This window comes from Klebsiella sp. 141251, from assembly GCF_050600725.1.
GTDB classification, from domain to species: Bacteria; Pseudomonadota; Gammaproteobacteria; order Enterobacterales; family Enterobacteriaceae; genus Klebsiella; species Klebsiella aerogenes.
Map to the genome: position 1 here is coordinate 116,634 of NZ_JAQIRG010000006.1, position 16,423 is coordinate 133,056.

Below are 16,423 nucleotides of genomic sequence, written 5' to 3' on the forward strand. Positions count from 1 at the left end.
AGAATTTGAAACAACAATTTGCAGGAGATGTAAAAGTTATGTGACTGAAGTAAAACGTCGCGGCAATTCGCGCCGGGAGAGAAAACGGGTATGACGGGGATATAAACAAAAAGCCCCCGCTGAAACAGCAGAGGCTCAATTCACTACGGCGCTGAAAGACGAAGATTAGGCTTCGATAGCGGCGCGCAGTTTTTTCATCGCGTTCTTTTCCAGCTGACGAACACGTTCAGCCGAGACGCCATAACGATCCGCCAGCTCCTGCAGCGTGGACTTGTTGTCCTCGTCCAGCCAGCGAGCGCGGATGATGTCCTGGCTACGCTCGTCCAGGCCCTGCATCGCGTCAGTCAGTTTATTAGCAGCCTGCTCTTCCCAGTTATCGTCTTCGATGCCGTCGGCAAAGTTAGACGTTTTGTCCTGCAGATAGAGCACCGGCGCCATCGGCTGGCTGTCGGATTCGTCATCGGACGACATATCAAAGGTCATGTCCTGCGCTGCCATACGTGATTCCATCTCACGCACGTCTTTGCTCGACACACCCAGCTCGCGGGCAACCATCTCTACTTCGTCCTGGTTAAACCAGCCCAGACGCTGCTTGGTTTTACGCAGGTTGAAGAACAGCTTACGCTGCGCTTTGGTGGTTGCGACTTTAACGATACGCCAGTTACGCAGCACGTATTCGTGGATTTCCGCTTTAATCCAGTGCACGGCGAAGGAAACCAGTCGCACACCCACTTCCGGGTTGAAACGACGTACGGCTTTCATCAAACCGATGTTGCCTTCCTGAATCAGGTCCGCCTGCGGCAGGCCATAGCCCGAGTAGTTACGAGCAATATGAACAACAAAGCGCAGGTGAGACAGAATCAGCTTCTTCGCTGCTTCCAGATCGCCCTGGTAATGCAGCTTTTCAGCAAGCTCCCGCTCTTCATCAGCCGATAACATCGGCCAAGTGTTAGCGGCCCGGATGTACGATTCCAGGTTACCAACGGGGGCTAAAGCTAAAGTTTGCATTTCTTTGGTCATTCAAATCCTCTCAATCGATAGTGTCTGACATGATCTTGTCCCCATCAGGCAACAAACATGCCAGCATTTATGAGCAACGAGAATATCACCCACAGTAGTATCAGACAGTGATTTTATCCACAAGTTCCATGCAACGTTGTGAGTAAATTACGCACAAAATGTGACATGGAGATGAAAGATTAGGGAAGAGGCGAACAGGGACTCTTTCCCTGCAGAGAGATATTCAGTGCAGGGAAAGATTATACCAGAAAATTTTTAGTCGGGGGTAAAGTGACGTAAATGTTGCACCGTCGCCAGCCAGGCTGCGACCCAGCCAATCATCGAGCAGACGATTAGCATCAGCAGACACTCATCGAAGCCTAAACCGCTGAGTTCGAATTTGGTGCCGAACACTTTCGCCACTTCGGTCACCGCCGAGGAGAGGCGCATCACCAGAATCTCCGACAGGATCAGCGACAAAAACGCCCCGGCGAAACCCAGCAGCGCGCCGCCGTAGAGGAACGGACGCAGGATGAAACCGTCGGTAGCGCCGATCAGCTTCTGGACGTTAATGGTATCGCGACGGGCGAAGATGCTCAGGCGCACGCTGTTGCCAATCACCAGGAACACCGCGGCAATCATCAGCACGCCGATCATCGCCGACACCCGGCCGACCAGACCGGTCAGCGACGCCAGGCGCGCAAACCAGCTATCGTCCATACGCACTTCGTCGACCCCCTGAATACGGGAGACGCGATCGCGCAGGGTGTTAAGCGAATCGGTATTCTGGAAATCGAGCTTCGGCACCACAATCGCTACCGCCGGCAGCGGGTTCTCTTCCAGCATATCCAGCGCGCCGCCGAACCCGGACCAGTTGCGGAACTCGCCCAGCGCCTCATCGCGCGACAGGTAATTTACCTTCTCAACGCCCTGCTCCGCCTGCAGCTGGCCAACCACCCGCGCCGCCGCATCGTCATCCAGCGTTTTTTCCAGGTAGACGGTGATCTGCGGCGACGGATAATACTGCGACGCCGCGCTATTGACGTTTTTGTAGACCATATAGCAGACGCTCGGCAGCGTCAGCGAAATGGCGATCACCATGATGGTGAGGAAGGTCGCCAGCGGCGTACTTTTTAAATCCTGTAATGCGCCGTGCCAGGCGTAGCGCACCTGCTCATTAAAGACGTTACTCTTCCGCGATGCCGGGTTCGGCGCCGCTTTTGGCCGTTTTGGCGCATTGCGTCCGCCGTTGCCGCCGCCCGTGGCGTTACGGAGACGATCGAACTTGCTGCCGAACTGGCGAATCTGGTTCACTGCGTCGCGCTTATTCACCCCGATGGCCTCCATGCATATGACCGTCGCTCAGCGTCAGGACGCGGTACGGACGGCTGGAAATAAGCCCCAGGTCGTGCGTCGCCATCAGTACCGTTACACCTACGCGGTTAAACTCTTCAAACAGACGTAAAATCCCTTCCGAGAGCGCCTCATCGAGGTTACCGGTCGGTTCATCCGCCAGCAGCACCGCCGGCTTGTTAACCACCGCGCGGGCAATGCCCACGCGCTGTTGCTCACCGCCGGAGAGTTGGATGGGGAAATTTTTCGCTTTGTCCAGCAGCCCGACTTTATCCAGCGCTGCGGATACGCGGCGGCGAATATCATCGCCGCTGGCGCCGGCGATAATCAGCGGGATCGCCACATTATCGAACACGGTGCGATCCATCAGCAGGTGGTGGTCCTGGAAAATCATGCCGATTTGGCGGCGCAGGAACGGCACCTCGCGGCTCTTCAGGCGGCTGATATCATGGCCGCTGAACAGAATTTTCCCGGCGCTCGGCCGTTCGATACCACAGATAAGCTTCAGCAAGGTACTTTTCCCCGCGCCGGAATGGCCGGTCAGGAACGCCATCTCGCCCTGCTGCAGGTGGAACGTCACCCCCTGCAGCGCTTGTCTCCCACCGAGATAGGCTTTGCTGACTTGTTCAAAGCGAATCATTCTTAATCCTCTCGGGCAAAAAGTGCCTCAATAAAGTCGCCCGCATTAAACGGACGCAGATCTTCAATACGTTCGCCGACGCCAATATAGCGAATCGGAATACTGAACTGGTCAGCCACTGAGAAGATAACCCCGCCCTTCGCGGTTCCGTCAAGCTTAGTCAACGTAATGCCGGTCAGCCCCACCGCTTCGTGGAACAGTTTGGCCTGGCTTATCGCGTTCTGCCCGGTGCTGGCGTCGATGGTCAGCATGACTTCATGCGGCGCGTCGACATCCAGTTTCTTCATTACGCGGACAATCTTCTTCAGTTCTTCCATCAGGTGCGATTTATTCTGCAGACGACCCGCGGTATCGGCAATCAGCACATCAATATTGCGCGCTTTCGCCGCCTGAATGGCGTCAAAAATAACCGAGGCTGAATCAGCGCCGGTATGCTGGGCAATCACCGGGATCTCGTTACGCTGGCCCCAGACCTGCAGCTGTTCCACCGCCGCCGCGCGGAAGGTATCCCCCGCCGCCAGCATCACAGATTTACCCTGCTGCTCGAACTGACGCGCCAGCTTACCGATGGTGGTGGTTTTACCCACGCCGTTAACGCCGACCATCAGAATAACAAATGGCGTTTTCCCTTCAACATTCAGCGGTTCCTCAACTTTCGTCAGGATCTCGCTCATTTCTTCTTTCAGCAGGCCGTATAACGCCTCGGCGTCGCGCAGCTGCTTACGGCTGGCCCCCTCGGTAAGATTGGTAATAATCTTACGCGTGGTTTCCACCCCAACGTCGGCAATCAGCAGCTGTTCTTCCAGCTCTTCAAACAGATCGTCGTCGATTTTTTTACCGCGGAACAGGCTGATAAATCCGGAACCCAGATTCTGTTTGGTTTTTACCAGGCTGCGTTTTAAGCGGGCGAAAAAACCTTCTTTGGTAGGTTTTTCCTGCTCCTGCTGCGGCGCTTCCTGAGTTTCCGCGTCTTCTTCCGCCAGCTCTTCCGGCGCCTCTTCTACGCCTTGCGCCGCGAGCGCCTGCGCTTCAAGCTCTTCATCGCTTAATTCGGCTTCAGACTCTTCCGGGAGGACCTCATCTTCGATGACCTCATGCTCTGCGACGATAACCTCTTCCGGCGTCTGTTCCGCAACCGCTTCGGCGATAACCGGCTCGGCAATCACCTCTTCAACCAGCGGTTCAGCGACTTTTTCTTCTACCGCAGGAACAACCGGCGCTTCTTCAACTGCGGTCTCTGGGACAGAAATTTCTTCCGCCACCGGCGATTCAGCCACGTTTTCTTGCGAAACGGCTTCGGTCGCCGCCGGATGCGGCAGTTCGCTCTCAACAACCTGTTCGGTAACTTCTACGACCTCGGCGGCAAAGGCCTCCGGGTCTTCTTTTACCGTTTCCGCCGCGGGTACGGTTTCCGCAGGCGTTTCCGCCGCCGGAGTCTGTTCCGCAACCTCTTGTTGTTCTTCTACTTTTTGTTCTGTTTCGCTTTCCTGAGCCTGTTCTTTTTGCCCAAAGCCCAGCCAGGAAAAGAAGCCACGTTTTTTCTCTTTTGCCATTTGCGACCACACTCCTCGCTGTTTATTCATGGCGCAGCTTCGATACAACCGATTCAGAAGCTGAAAAAATGATGAAATTAGTTGGATAGTCTATCACTTAACTTAACTCGCATCACCGCCCCCGGATTAAGGTTTCGTCAATGGTCTTCGATCGTTAGAATAGCAGGCTGGAAGTTGAGACTTGAGCAAAGAGATGAAGAAACCAAATCACGCAGGCAGCGGCCAGATCCGCATTATCGGCGGACAGTGGCGGGGCCGTAAATTACCGGTGCCGGAGAGCCCGGGTCTGCGCCCGACCACCGACCGGGTTCGGGAAACGCTTTTTAACTGGCTGGCGCCGTCGATGGTCGACGCCCACTGCCTTGACTGCTTCGCCGGCAGCGGCGCGCTGGGGCTGGAAGCGCTATCACGCTATGCCGCCAGCACCACGCTACTGGAAATGGAGCGCGGCGTCGCGCAGCAGCTACAAAAAAATCTCGCGACGCTGAAAGCCAGCAACGGCAAGGTGGTCAACACCAACACGCTGGCGTTTCTCAGCCAGCCGGGCACGCCGCACCACATTGTCTTCGTCGATCCCCCCTTCCGCAAAGGGCTGCTGGAAGAAACGCTCAGCCTGCTGGAAAAAAACCACTGGCTCGCTGATGAAGCGCTGATTTATGTCGAGAGCGAAGTAGAAAACGGACTACCGCCGGTTCCGGCAAACTGGCAGCTGTATCGCGAAAAAGTCGCCGGACAGGTCGCCTACCGTCTGTATCAACGCGAGGCACAAGGAGAAAACCATGCTGATTAATTTAGGCCGCCTGCTGATGCTATGCGTTTGGGCGTTTTTGCTGTTGAACTTGTTTCAACCTTTCCCAAAACCGCTGAATATCTTCGTTAACGTGGCGCTGATTTTTATGATTCTGATGCATGGCCTGCAGCTGACGCTGTTGAAAGCGACGCAAACGAAAGATGCGCCGCCGCTGAGCCGTTTTGAGCAGATTCGTATTTTCATCTTCGGCGTATTTGAACTGGTGGCCTGGCAGAAAAAGCTGAAGGCCACGCTGAAGAAGAAGTAACGGTTAATCGAGGGCTCAGTTATCGGCAACAAAGTCGACGAATTTAGAGCCCTTATAGCTCAGCATTCCCCGGTCGCCAACGCTCAGCGCGTGGTATTGCGGCGCATCAAGGCGGAACACCACTTCCAGTCCGCCATTTTCCGGGCGGAAGCTCGCTTCATAACGCATCTCGCTTCCGGCTGGCGTCACCGTCTGCTGGCGCGAGCGACGATCGTTAATCACCTTTTCCCGCTTATTGCTGACCACCACCCGCTTCTGCAGCAGCGGCGCGGCGTCGTTATCCATTTTCTCCCGGCGCTGCTGCACGTAGCGAAACGAGGCCGCCACCACAATCACCGCGACCACCAGCACAAAAAATAGCGGAACTTTACTCATTTGCGTACCCATAAGAATTATCAGGAATAAGGATAACGCGCATTGAATAACGTTGTCATCTTCTGGCCCAAACCACTACACTGAGATCCGGTACCGTAAGCGTAATCGCTTATTTAATGATAACAGATACAGGGACTTACTATGCTTTGGTCGTTTATTGCTGTCTGTTTCTCCGCATGGCTGTACGTCGATGCGTCCTATCGTGGGCCAGCCTGGCAGCGCTGGGTCTTTAAACCGGTCACCCTGCTTCTGTTGCTGCTGTTAGCCTGGCAGGCGCCGATGTTCAACGCCATTAGCTACCTGGTGCTGGCGGGCCTGTGCGCTTCGCTGCTCGGCGATGCGTTAACCCTGCTGCCGCGCCAGCGGGTGATGTACGCGGTCGGCGCATTCTTCCTCTCTCATCTGCTGTATACGATCTGGTTCGCCAGCCAGATGACGCTATCGTTCTTCTGGCCGCTGCCGCTGGTCTTGTTGGTGCTCGGCGCGCTGCTGCTGGCGATTATCTGGACGCGTCTGGAAGAGATGCGCATGCCGGTATTAACCTTTATCGGTATGACGCTGGTAATGGTGTGGCTGGCGGGCGAACTGTGGTTCGTGCGGCCGACCGATACCGCGCTCTCCGGATTCCTTGGCGCCGCTTCGCTGCTGTTGGGTAACGCCGTCTGGCTGATTAGCCACTATCGCCGTCGCTTCCGCGCCGATAACGCCATTTCCGCGGCCTTCTACTTTGCCGGGCACTTCCTGATCGTTCGCGCGCTATATCTGTAATTTACTGCTTGACTCTGGAGTCGACTCCAGAGTGTATCCTGCGGGTAATGAGAAAATTATCATTACCCGGAGGGTGCCATGTCGACACCAGAATCTCAGGACAAAAAAGTCCCCCAGTTCTCGTCATTCAAATTTACCCCGGCGACAGAGCCCGCTGAAAGCTGCTGTACCGATCGCGCCTGCGCCGGGGAAACCGCCGCCGCTGAACAGCCGCTCAACGGCGCCCGTTATAGCTGGCAGGTAGACGGCATGGACTGCGCGGCCTGCGCCCGTAAGGTGGAAACCGCCGTGCGCCAAATCGACGGCGTCAGCCAGGTGCAGGTGCTGTTCGCCACCGAGAAGCTGCTGGTCAATGCCGAAAGCGATATCCGTTCGCAGGTCGAAAACGCGGTACGCGCCGCGGGTTATACCCTGCGCGATGCTGACGCGCCGCAGGAAGAGAAACCGCAACGTTCATGGCTGCAGGAAAACCTGGCGTTATTGAGTCTGGTAGTGATGATGGCGCTCAGCTGGGGGCTCGAGCAGTTTAACCACCCGTTCGGCAAGCTGGCGTTTGTCGCCACTACCCTCGTCGGCCTGTGGCCGGTTGCCCGCCAGGCGCTGCGGTTGATTAAAAGCGGCAGCTGGTTTGCCATTGAAACGCTGATGAGCGTTGCCGCTATCGGCGCGTTGTTTATCGGCGCCACCGCCGAAGCGGCAATGGTTCTGCTGCTGTTTCTGATCGGCGAACGGCTTGAAGGCTGGGCCGCCAGCCGCGCGCGCCAGGGCGTGAGCGCCCTGATGGCGCTCAAACCTGATACCGCCGTTCGCCTGCGCAACGGCGAGCGTGAGACCGTCGCCCAACGTGACCTTCGCCCCGGCGATGTGATTGAGGTCGCCGCCGGCGGGCGTCTGCCGGCCGATGGCGAGCTGCTATCGCCGTTTGCCAGTTTTGACGAAAGCGCGCTGACCGGCGAATCGGTACCGGTGGAGCGTAAAGCCGGCGAGCGCGTAGCCGCCGGCGCCACCAGCGTCGATCGCCTGGTACAGTTGACCGTTATCTCCGAACCGGGCGATAGCGCCATTGACCGGATCCTCAAACTGATTGAAGAAGCCGAGGAGCGCCGGGCGCCGATTGAGCGCTTCATCGATCGCTTCAGCCGGATCTACACCCCGGCCATTATGGTGGTCGCCCTGCTGGTTGCCATCGTACCGCCGCTGTTCTTCGCCAGCGCCTGGCTGCCGTGGATCTATAAAGGCTTAACGCTGCTGTTAATCGGCTGCCCTTGCGCGCTGGTCATCTCTACCCCGGCGGCGATTACCTCCGGTCTGGCGGTCGCCGCGCGGCGCGGGGCGCTGATTAAAGGCGGCGCGGCGCTGGAACAATTGGGCCAGGTGCGCCAGGTGGCGTTCGATAAAACCGGTACTCTGACCATCGGCCAACCGCAGGTCACCCGCGTTATCGCCGCCGCCGACGTTGATGAAAACGGCCTGCTGGCGCTGGCGGCAGCGGTTGAACAAGGCTCCAGCCACCCGCTGGCGCAGGCTATCGTCCGCGAAGCGCAGCAGCGTAAGCTGACGATTCCCGTTGCGCACAACCAGCGGGCGCTGGCCGGTTCCGGGATAGAGGCCGAGGTCAACGGCAGCCGCATCTTAATCTGCGCGGCCAGTAAGGCTGCACCTGCTGAGCATGAGGCGCAGATCCAGCAACTGGAGAGCGCCGGACAGACGGTGGTGCTGGTGATGCGCGATGATACGCTGCTCGGCATTCTGGCGCTGCGCGATACCCTGCGCGACGATGCGCGTCAGGCGGTGGATGAGCTGCATCAATTGGGTGTGCAAGGAGTGATTCTTACCGGGGATAACCCGCGCGCTGCGGCGGCTATCGCCAATGAACTGGGTCTGGAGTTCCGCGCCGGATTGCTGCCGGCAGACAAAGTGCAAGCGGTGATGGGGCTTAACGCCAATGCGCCGCTGGCTATGGTCGGCGACGGTATCAACGATGCCCCGGCGATGAAAGCGGCAACCATCGGTATTGCGATGGGCAGCGGCACCGATGTGGCGCTGGAGACCGCCGACGCGGCGCTGACCCATAACCGTCTCACCGGCCTGGCGCAGATGATTTCGCTGGCGCGCGCCACCCATGCCAATATTCGCCAGAATATCGCCATCGCTTTAGGGTTGAAGGGGATTTTCCTCGTCACGACCCTTCTCGGCCTGACGGGGTTGTGGCTGGCGGTGCTGGCGGATACCGGCGCGACGGTGCTGGTAACGGCTAACGCACTGCGGTTATTGCGTAAAAAGTAATGTTGAATCGATATTCCCTGCTCGCACTGCACCTGGCAGGGCTACGGTTGCGGACCGTAGGGTAGCCCGGATAAGGCGCAACGCGCCGCCATCCGGGGGGATTCCCTGCTCGCGCTGCGCTTAGCAGGGCTACGATTCCAGGTCTTTGGGTAGCCCGGATAAGGCGCAACGCGCCGCCATCCGGGGATATTCCCTGCTCGCGCTGCGCCTGGTAGGGCTACGGTTCCAGGCCTTTGGGTAGCCCGGATAAGGCGCAACGCGCCGCCATCCGGGGATATTCCCTGCTCGCGCTGCGCTTAGCAGGGCTACGGTTCCGGATCGTTGGGTAGCCCGGAAAGGCGCAAGGCGCCGCTATCCGGGGATATTCCCTGCTCGCGCTGCGCTTAGCAGGGCTACGGTTCCAGACCATTGAGTAGCCCGGATAAGGCGCAACACGCCGCCATCCGGGATGGGCTCAGTGGCTTTTACGGATCAGATAACGGTACGGCAGGGCTTCGGTTTCCTGCGCCACCAGTTCATGCTCCATAAAGAGGCAAAAACCGGGGATATCGCGGGTGGTGGCCGGGTCGTCGGCAATAATCAGCAGGGTCTCGCCCACCGGCATGGTGCGTACGGTTTTACGCACCATCATCACCGGCTCCGGGCAGCGGAGCCCCAGGGCGTCCAGCGTATGGTCAGGACTGGAGAAAAGTTCGCTCATTTTTATCTCACTTCAACAAAACGGCCCTAGTTTACCCCCACTTCGCCAGTACGCAAGCCAGGTTAACGTTTGCGCGAAAAACAACCATTGCATTACGCTCGCAACGCAGTATCATGCAGCCGTTTTTAATTGGGTTCCCTCACCCCAACGTTCCGCTCCCGATTCCTTCATTGATGTGAAGCATGACGGGCATAAAAAGGTCACAATATGAATCCCTTTACTACCGTACAGCGTAAGAAAGCGCTCGTCTGGCTTTCGCTATTTCATCTGCTGGTGATTACCTCCAGCAACTATCTGGTCCAGCTGCCGATCTCCATTTTTGGTTTCCATACCACCTGGGGCGCGTTCAGTTTTCCCTTTATTTTTCTCGCCACCGATCTGACGGTACGCATTTTCGGCGCCCCGCTGGCGCGACGCATCATCTTCGCGGTGATGATCCCGGCGCTGATTATTTCCTATGGCATTTCGGCGCTGTTTTATATGGGCGAGTGGCAGGGCTTTGCCGCGCTGGGCACCTTTAATCTGTTCGTTGCCCGTATCGCCGCCGCCAGCTTTATGGCCTATGCGCTGGGGCAAATTCTCGATGTCCACGTCTTCAACCGCCTGCGTCAGAATCGCCGCTGGTGGCTGGCGCCGACCGCGTCGACCCTGTTTGGCAACGTCAGCGATACCCTGGCTTTCTTCTTCATCGCCTTCTGGCGCAGCCCGGATCCGTTTATGGCCGCCCACTGGGGGGAAATCGCCACCGTCGACTACTGCTTTAAAGTGCTCATCAGCATCGTCTTCTTCCTGCCGATGTACGGCGTGCTGTTGAATATGCTGTTGAAAAGACTGGCGGATAAATCTGATTTGTCGGCATTGCAGCCAGGTTAAAGGTACTCGCTAACGGTTGTGATAAGATAACCGGATGAGCCGTTAATGGCCGTTTATCGAAAGGAAGATGTCAATGCGCAATTTGGTTAAATATGTCGGTATTGGCCTGCTGGTTATGGGGCTTGCGGCCTGTGATAACAGCGATTCAAAAGCGCCGACCGTCGGGGCAGCAGCAGAGAGCAACACCAGCGGCCAGGCGATTAGCCTGCTGGATGGTAAACTGAGCTTCACCCTGCCTGCGGGTATGGCAGATCAGAGCGGTAAGCTCGGTACCCAGGCCAACAATATGCACGTCTATTCCGACGCCACCGGCCAGAAAGCGGTGATCGTCATTGTCGGCGACAGCACTAATGAAGATCTGGCGGTGCTGTCCAAACGTCTGGAAGATCAGCAGCGCAGCCGCGACCCGCAGCTGCAGGTTGTGTCTAACAAATCTATTGAGATTAAAGGCCACACCTTACAGCAGCTGGACAGCATCATCTCCGCCAAGGGGCAGACCGCATGGTCTTCCGTGCTGCTCGGTAAGGTCGATGACAAACTGCTGACCCTGCAGGTCACACTGCCAGCGGACAACCAGCAGCAGGCGCAAACCGAAGCGGAAAGCATCGTCAACACGCTGGTCATTAACTAATTTTATTGCCCTGATGCAGCGGCCTCCGGTTCAACCACCGGGGGCCGTTTTTTTAACCGCCAACCCAATAGTAGCGCCGCCATCACCAACCCTGCCGCCGCCAGATAAATCGTCGGTATCCCGGTCCACGCCATCAAAAGCCCGGCCAGCGGCCCGGTTATCCCCAACGACAAATCCATAAAGACGGTATAGGTCGCCAGCGCCGAGCCCTGATTGTGCTGCGGCACGGCTTTAACCGCCACCACACCCAGCGCCGGGAAGACCAGCGAGAACCCCGCGCCGGTGAGGAAAGTCCCGACTTTCGCCATCAGCGGCGTCTGTGCAAAGCCCACCAGCAGCAGGCCAATAACCTCCACGCTAAAACAAAGCATCGCCACGTTCAGGCCGCCTAAGCGGTTAATGCCGTTGGGAAAAAGCAGCCGCGTGCCGACAAACGCGCAGCTGAACAGCGTTAACGCAAAGGCCGCGCCGTCCCAGCCTTTCGCGTCATAAAACAGGGTAATAAAGGTCGCGATAACCCCAAAGCCGGCAGAAGCCAACGCCAGCGCCATGCCGTAAGGCCAAACCCGGCCGAGCACCGCACGAAATGACATCGCTTTCCCTTTCGTTGCCTTCACCGCCGTTCGCGGTAGCGCGCAAATGATAGCCACCAGAGCAACCGCCATAATGACCATCGCCAGGCCGCTGAGGCCAATGTATGAATAGCACAGCACGCCCAGCGGCGCGCCCATCGCCATCGCGCCGTAGGTCACAATGCCGTTCCACGAAATCACCCGCCCGATATGCAGCGAGCCGACAACGCCTACGCCCCATAGCGTCGACCCCGTGCCGGCGAAGCTCTGGCCAATGCCGAGGATCGCTCGTCCCAGACATAACAGCAGCAGACTCAGCAGCGGCCAACCGCTACTCCAGGCTGCCAGCAGGTAGCTCAAGCCGCTCAGAAAACAGCCGCACAGGCCGAAAACGACAATTTTTTTCGGCCCTAGCAGGTCGGCATAGCGCCCGGCCTGCGGTCGGCTCAGTAGCGTGGCGAAATACTGCAGGCTAATCACCAGCCCGGCCCAGAAGGCGCTAAATCCCATCACATCGTGAACGTAGCCCGGCAAAACCGCCAACGGCAGGCCGATAGTGAGATAGCTGGCAAAGTTGAAAATAACGACGGAGACAATCCGCAGATTGAGGCGCAATCCACTGAGCACGGGTTCGGCGACGGGTTCAGGCATCGGGGTCCACCAAATTGATACGACACGCTTCACTATTATCACGGCGTGTACAAAAAAGCAGCCCTTTATCTGCAATATTACCCTGCCAATAATTAAACGGCGATTTGCAATTTAAAAGTCGTAAAATTACGACATAACTTACCGATGATATTCATTGATTAAGCAGAGTTAATTTACTTATACTTCGCCCCGCAGCGTACCTGCGCCGTCGTTTTATCCTAAAATCAGCATTCCTATAACATTAGGATATTTATCTGTCACATTTTTAAAGTAAAGCAAATTTAATAAACAACCTGAATAAAAAACACGACATCACGACGACATTATTATTTTTGCCATTGACCTAAGTATTTTCTCAACCAATATATTGATAGGGAGTATTCATGAAAAAGGTTATTCACTGGATTGTTGCCGCCACGGTTGTCGGCGCGCTGGCGGGTTGCGCGCGCACCGCGCCGATCGAACAGGTACAAACTACGGTTAGCGCGGGTCATACTGAAGCTCAGGTCAAAAGCGCTATTCTCCAGGCTGGTGTCCAGCGTGAATGGATTATGTCCGATGCAGGCCCTGGCGTTATCAAAGGACATTTACAAAACCGGGCCCACTCCGCGGATATTAAAATTAACTACTCAGCAACAGGTTATTCTATTAATTACGTGAGTAGCCTTAACCTGATGGCTTCCGGCGGAAAGATTCATAGAAACTATAATCGCTGGGTACATAATCTCGATAAAGATATTCAGGTCGCCCTCGCCGCTAATACGGCGTTGCAGAAGTAAACTCCCCAACGGGCCAGTATTGGCCCGTTCCCCTCACATTGATATAAAAGGTTGTGCCGAACGTGTATCAACAGGACTCTCTTAGCGCGCTGGATGCCATCACGGAAGCGCAACGCATCGCTTTCGCCCCCATGCTCTTTCAAACCGCGTTATGTCTGCGTAACTCAGGTATCCTCGGTTATCTCGATCGGCAAGGTAAACGCGGCGCGACCCTTGAAGCAATTAGCGAAAATTGTGAGGGAAATGAATATGCTGTAGGCGTTTTGCTGGATATGGGATTAAGCGGCCGTATTGTTACCTATAAAGAAGAACGCTATTACCTCGCTAAAGTGGGACATTTCTTACTCCATGATACGATGACCCGTGTAAATATGGATTTTACTCAGGACGTTTGTTATCAGGGATTATTCTTTCTGGAAAATGCGTTACAGGAAGGTAAACCATCTGGTTTAAAAGTTTTTGGTGAGTGGCCAACAATTTACCCGGCATTATCGCAACTTCCGCAAGCGGCGCGTAAAAGCTGGTTTGCTTTCGATCATTACTATTCCGACGGTGCGTTCAGCGCCGCGCTGCCACATGTATTCGCCAGTCACCCCGCAACCCTGTACGATGTCGGCGGAAATACCGGTAAGTGGGCGCTGCGCTGCTGTGAGTATGATGAAAATATCGCGATTACGTTATTAGATTTGCCACAACAAATTGCGCTGGCCCGCGAAAATATAGAAAATGCGGGCCTTACCCATCGCATTGACTGTCATGCTGTGGATATGCTGAGTGATGCCCCCTTACCAGGAGAGGCGGATATCTGGTGGATGAGCCAGTTCCTTGACTGTTTTTCCCCGGAACAAATTATCACCCTACTCAGTAACGTTGCGCAGGTCATGAAACCCGGCGCGCGCCTGTGTATTCTGGAGCTGTTCTGGGATGCGCAGAAGTTTGAAGCAGCATCATTTAGTCTGAATGCGTCTTCGCTCTACTTTACCTGTATGGCCAACGGCAACAGTCGTTTCTACAGCGTAGAGAAGTTTTATCGCTATCTGGAAATGGCGGGTTTCCGGGTAGAACAACGCCACGATAATTTAGGCGTTGGGCATACCTTGTTGATATGTCAGAAGAATAATTGATTTTTCGCGGACGCGTGTAGATGACATTTGCATTTAACATAGTTGATTGGCAGGCCTTCGCGCCTGGAGTCAGTGGCACCGAGCAGTGGCAACGGTGGTCACAGCATTTGCACGCCATCGATCCAACCGCGGCGCCGGCCAAACTTAGCGAATTACCGATGATGACCGCCCGTCGACTCAGTTCAGGCAGCAGGCTGGCCGTGGAGTGCGGGCTGGCGATGCTGCGCCGCCATGAGATCGACGCCGTTCTCTATACCAGCCGTCACGGCGAACTCGAGCGCAACTATCGCATCCTGCACGCTCTGGCGCTGGAGCAGGCGCTCTCGCCTACCGATTTCGCCCTATCGGTACATAACTCCGCCGTCGGCAATCTGACGATTGCAGCGAAAAAACCCATTGCATCGTCATCGCTTTCCGCTGGACGCGATACTTTCCAACAGGGTTTATATGAAGTGATGGCTCTACTACAGGCGGGCTATCAGCGCGTCTTGATGGTTGATTTCGATGGTTTTCTGCCTGAATTTTATCACTCGCAGCTACCACCGGCGATGCCAACCTGGCCCTACGCGGTGGCGTGGGTCATTGAAGCGGGAAGCCAATGGCGCTGCAAAGCGCAACGTCATGACGCAGTCGAAGAGAGCACGCTGCCGCAAAGCCTTTTGTTTTTACAGTATTATTTGCAGAATGCGCGCGCATTCACGCTGCCCGGCGAACGCGTGCAATGGCAGTGGAGCCGTTCATGAACACTCTTCTGTGTCGCCTTAATCGGCTCTGGCGCGCGGCGATGACCGGTTTTTGTTTCGCGCTGTTTGGCCTTGGCGGGCTGCTGCTCTCTGTTGTTTGGTTCAATCTATTGCTGATTCTGGTGCGCGATAAGGCCCGCCGTCGCCGCATCGCACGGCGCAGTATTTCGCTCAGTTTCCGCTGTTTTCTCAGCGTGGTGAAAGGCGTCGGCGTACTCGATTACCAGATTAAAGGGCGCGATATTTTACGTCAGGAACGCGGTTGCCTGGTGGTCGCCAACCATCCCAGCCTTATCGACTACGTTATGCTGGCCTCGGTGATGCCGGAGACCGACTGCCTGGTGAAAAGCGCGTTGCTGAAAAACCCATTTGTCAGCGGCGTGATCCGCGCGGCGGATTATTTGATTAACGATCGCGCCGATGCCCTGCTCCCGGCCAGCCGGCAGCGCTTACAGCAGGGCGATACCATTTTGATTTTCCCGGAAGGAACCCGAACGGTGCCGGGAGAAAAAATGCAGCTACAGCGCGGCGCGGCCAATATCGCCGTGCGCTGCGGCAGCGACTTGCGCGTCGTCATCATCCGCTGCACCGAGCATATGCTGGGTAAACAGAGCAAGTGGTACGACGCGCCGCGAACGAAGCCGTTATTTACCGTCGAAGTCGGAGAACGGCTGCGAATAGACCAGTTTTACGAGGCAAATAAACAAGAACCGGCGCTGGCCGCACGGCAGTTAAACCGGCATATTTTGCTTAAATTAGAATCAGGCACTACACCTGAAACAGGAATTAATGATGCAAGCGCTTTATCTTGAAATTAAGAATCTGATAATCAGTACATTGAACCTGGACGAGTTGTCCGCTGATGATATCGACACCGATGCCGCCCTGTTTGGCGATGGCCTGGGTCTGGACTCCATCGATGCGCTGGAGCTGGGCCTGGCGGTGAAAAATCAGTACGGCGTGGTGCTGTCGGCTGAGAGCGAAGAGATGCGTCAGCACTTCTTCTCCGTCGCCACGCTGGCATCATTTATTCAAGCGCAGCGTGCCTGAGGAGAACCGTCATGACCGAACAACAAGCCATTTACGAAGAAGTCTCCTCGCTGCTGGTGAAGGTATTTGAAATCGATCCGCAGGATATTAAACCTGAGGCCCGCCTGTACGAAGATCTCGAACTGGACAGCATCGACGCCATCGACATGATCGTCCATCTGCAAAAGAAAATCGGCAAGAAAATCAAGCCAGAAGAGTTTAAAACCGTACGCACCGTGCAGGATGTCGTCGATGCGGTAGAACACTTACTGAAAGAAGCGTAATTCAC

Annotated in this window: 19 protein-coding genes; 12 read left to right on the plus strand and 7 right to left on the minus strand. The window is 56.0% G+C overall.

Annotated features, from left to right (window positions below; all coding sequences use genetic code 11):
• Window positions 1–165 precede the first annotated feature (165 nt).
• From rpoH to ftsY, 4 genes are all read right to left on the minus strand, one after another.
• A complete protein-coding gene (rpoH, locus tag PGR09_RS14975) occupies window positions 166–1,020 on the minus strand; it encodes an RNA polymerase sigma factor RpoH (protein ID WP_002920815.1) in 855 nt (284 codons plus the stop codon).
• A 255-nt stretch (window positions 1,021–1,275) separates the two neighbouring features.
• Entirely contained in the window at window positions 1,276–2,331 is a 1,056-nt protein-coding gene (gene ftsX, locus PGR09_RS14980; protein WP_015369318.1) for a permease-like cell division protein FtsX, read from the minus strand.
• Entirely contained in the window at window positions 2,324–2,992 is a 669-nt protein-coding gene (gene ftsE, locus PGR09_RS14985) for a cell division ATP-binding protein FtsE (RefSeq protein WP_015369317.1), read from the minus strand. The genes ftsX and ftsE overlap by 8 nt, the downstream gene beginning before the upstream one ends.
• 2 nt (window positions 2,993–2,994) lie before the next feature.
• Window positions 2,995–4,545: a signal recognition particle-docking protein FtsY gene (gene ftsY, locus PGR09_RS14990; protein ID WP_430916272.1), complete on the minus strand. Its 1,551-nt coding sequence runs from the start codon at window positions 4,543–4,545 to the stop codon at window positions 2,995–2,997.
• Between the two features lie 193 nt (window positions 4,546–4,738).
• Between ftsY and rsmD the strand changes: the two genes are divergently transcribed.
• Both rsmD and PGR09_RS15000 read left to right on the plus strand, forming a co-directional pair.
• Window positions 4,739–5,335, plus strand: a complete 597-nt coding sequence (rsmD, locus tag PGR09_RS14995) for a 16S rRNA (guanine(966)-N(2))-methyltransferase (protein ID WP_015703709.1) — start codon at window positions 4,739–4,741, stop codon at window positions 5,333–5,335.
• Window positions 5,325–5,603 carry a DUF1145 family protein gene (locus PGR09_RS15000; RefSeq protein WP_015369314.1) on the plus strand — a complete coding sequence of 93 codons (279 nt, stop codon included), beginning with the start codon at window positions 5,325–5,327 and terminating at the stop codon, window positions 5,601–5,603. Before rsmD ends, PGR09_RS15000 begins: the two co-directional genes overlap by 11 nt.
• Before the next feature lie 15 nt (window positions 5,604–5,618).
• Here the strand turns inward: PGR09_RS15000 and PGR09_RS15005 are convergent, their stop codons facing one another.
• Complete coding sequence (locus PGR09_RS15005) at window positions 5,619–5,978, minus strand: DUF2500 domain-containing protein (protein WP_020077761.1); 360 nt, start codon at window positions 5,976–5,978, stop codon at window positions 5,619–5,621.
• Between the two features lie 141 nt (window positions 5,979–6,119).
• Between PGR09_RS15005 and PGR09_RS15010 the strand changes: the two genes are divergently transcribed.
• Complete coding sequence (locus PGR09_RS15010; protein WP_015369312.1) at window positions 6,120–6,746, plus strand: lysoplasmalogenase; 627 nt, start codon at window positions 6,120–6,122, stop codon at window positions 6,744–6,746.
• Between the two features lie 78 nt (window positions 6,747–6,824).
• Window positions 6,825–9,032 carry a Zn(II)/Cd(II)/Pb(II) translocating P-type ATPase ZntA gene (gene zntA / locus PGR09_RS15015; protein WP_315711739.1) on the plus strand — a complete coding sequence of 736 codons (2,208 nt, stop codon included), beginning with the start codon at window positions 6,825–6,827 and terminating at the stop codon, window positions 9,030–9,032.
• A 454-nt stretch (window positions 9,033–9,486) separates the two neighbouring features.
• Here zntA and tusA read toward each other — a convergent pair whose 3' ends face one another.
• Window positions 9,487–9,732: a sulfurtransferase TusA gene (gene tusA / locus PGR09_RS15020; protein WP_015703711.1), complete on the minus strand. Its 246-nt coding sequence runs from the start codon at window positions 9,730–9,732 to the stop codon at window positions 9,487–9,489.
• Between the two features lie 207 nt (window positions 9,733–9,939).
• Here tusA and PGR09_RS15025 point away from each other — a divergent pair, with 207 nt between their 5' ends.
• Window positions 9,940–10,605, plus strand: coding sequence for a 7-cyano-7-deazaguanine/7-aminomethyl-7-deazaguanine transporter (locus tag PGR09_RS15025; protein WP_045375765.1), 666 nt, complete (start codon window positions 9,940–9,942; stop codon window positions 10,603–10,605).
• Between the two features lie 73 nt (window positions 10,606–10,678).
• Window positions 10,679–11,236, plus strand: a complete 558-nt coding sequence (locus PGR09_RS15030) for a DcrB family lipoprotein (protein ID WP_045397026.1) — start codon at window positions 10,679–10,681, stop codon at window positions 11,234–11,236.
• A gap of 2 nt (window positions 11,237–11,238) precedes the next feature.
• On the opposite strand, the gene PGR09_RS15035 is transcribed toward PGR09_RS15030, so the two are convergent.
• Complete coding sequence (locus tag PGR09_RS15035; RefSeq protein WP_045397030.1) at window positions 11,239–12,459, minus strand: MFS transporter; 1,221 nt, start codon at window positions 12,457–12,459, stop codon at window positions 11,239–11,241.
• Window positions 12,460–12,842: 383 nt separating this feature from the next.
• Here PGR09_RS15035 and PGR09_RS15040 point away from each other — a divergent pair, with 383 nt between their 5' ends.
• The 6 genes from PGR09_RS15040 to PGR09_RS15065 all read left to right on the plus strand — a co-directional run bounded on the left by PGR09_RS15040 (window position 12,843) and on the right by PGR09_RS15065 (window position 16,418).
• Window positions 12,843–13,238 (plus strand): lipoprotein, encoded by a 396-nt coding sequence (locus tag PGR09_RS15040; protein ID WP_045397034.1) that lies wholly within the window; start codon window positions 12,843–12,845, stop codon window positions 13,236–13,238.
• Between the two features lie 62 nt (window positions 13,239–13,300).
• On the plus strand, window positions 13,301–14,362 hold the full coding sequence (locus PGR09_RS15045; protein WP_315711743.1) for a class I SAM-dependent methyltransferase: 1,062 nt from the start codon (window positions 13,301–13,303) through the stop codon (window positions 14,360–14,362).
• Between the two features lie 20 nt (window positions 14,363–14,382).
• Window positions 14,383–15,105, plus strand: coding sequence for a beta-ketoacyl synthase chain length factor (locus tag PGR09_RS15050; RefSeq protein WP_047065888.1), 723 nt, complete (start codon window positions 14,383–14,385; stop codon window positions 15,103–15,105).
• Window positions 15,102–15,917 carry a lysophospholipid acyltransferase family protein gene (locus PGR09_RS15055; RefSeq protein WP_047047901.1) on the plus strand — a complete coding sequence of 272 codons (816 nt, stop codon included), beginning with the start codon at window positions 15,102–15,104 and terminating at the stop codon, window positions 15,915–15,917. The genes PGR09_RS15050 and PGR09_RS15055 overlap by 4 nt, the downstream gene beginning before the upstream one ends.
• Entirely contained in the window at window positions 15,898–16,155 is a 258-nt protein-coding gene (locus PGR09_RS15060; protein WP_045397051.1) for a phosphopantetheine-binding protein, read from the plus strand. Before PGR09_RS15055 ends, PGR09_RS15060 begins: the two co-directional genes overlap by 20 nt.
• Window positions 16,156–16,166: 11 nt before the next feature.
• Window positions 16,167–16,418 carry an acyl carrier protein gene (locus PGR09_RS15065; protein WP_047047899.1) on the plus strand — a complete coding sequence of 84 codons (252 nt, stop codon included), beginning with the start codon at window positions 16,167–16,169 and terminating at the stop codon, window positions 16,416–16,418.
• Window positions 16,419–16,423: the final 5 nt, after the last annotated feature.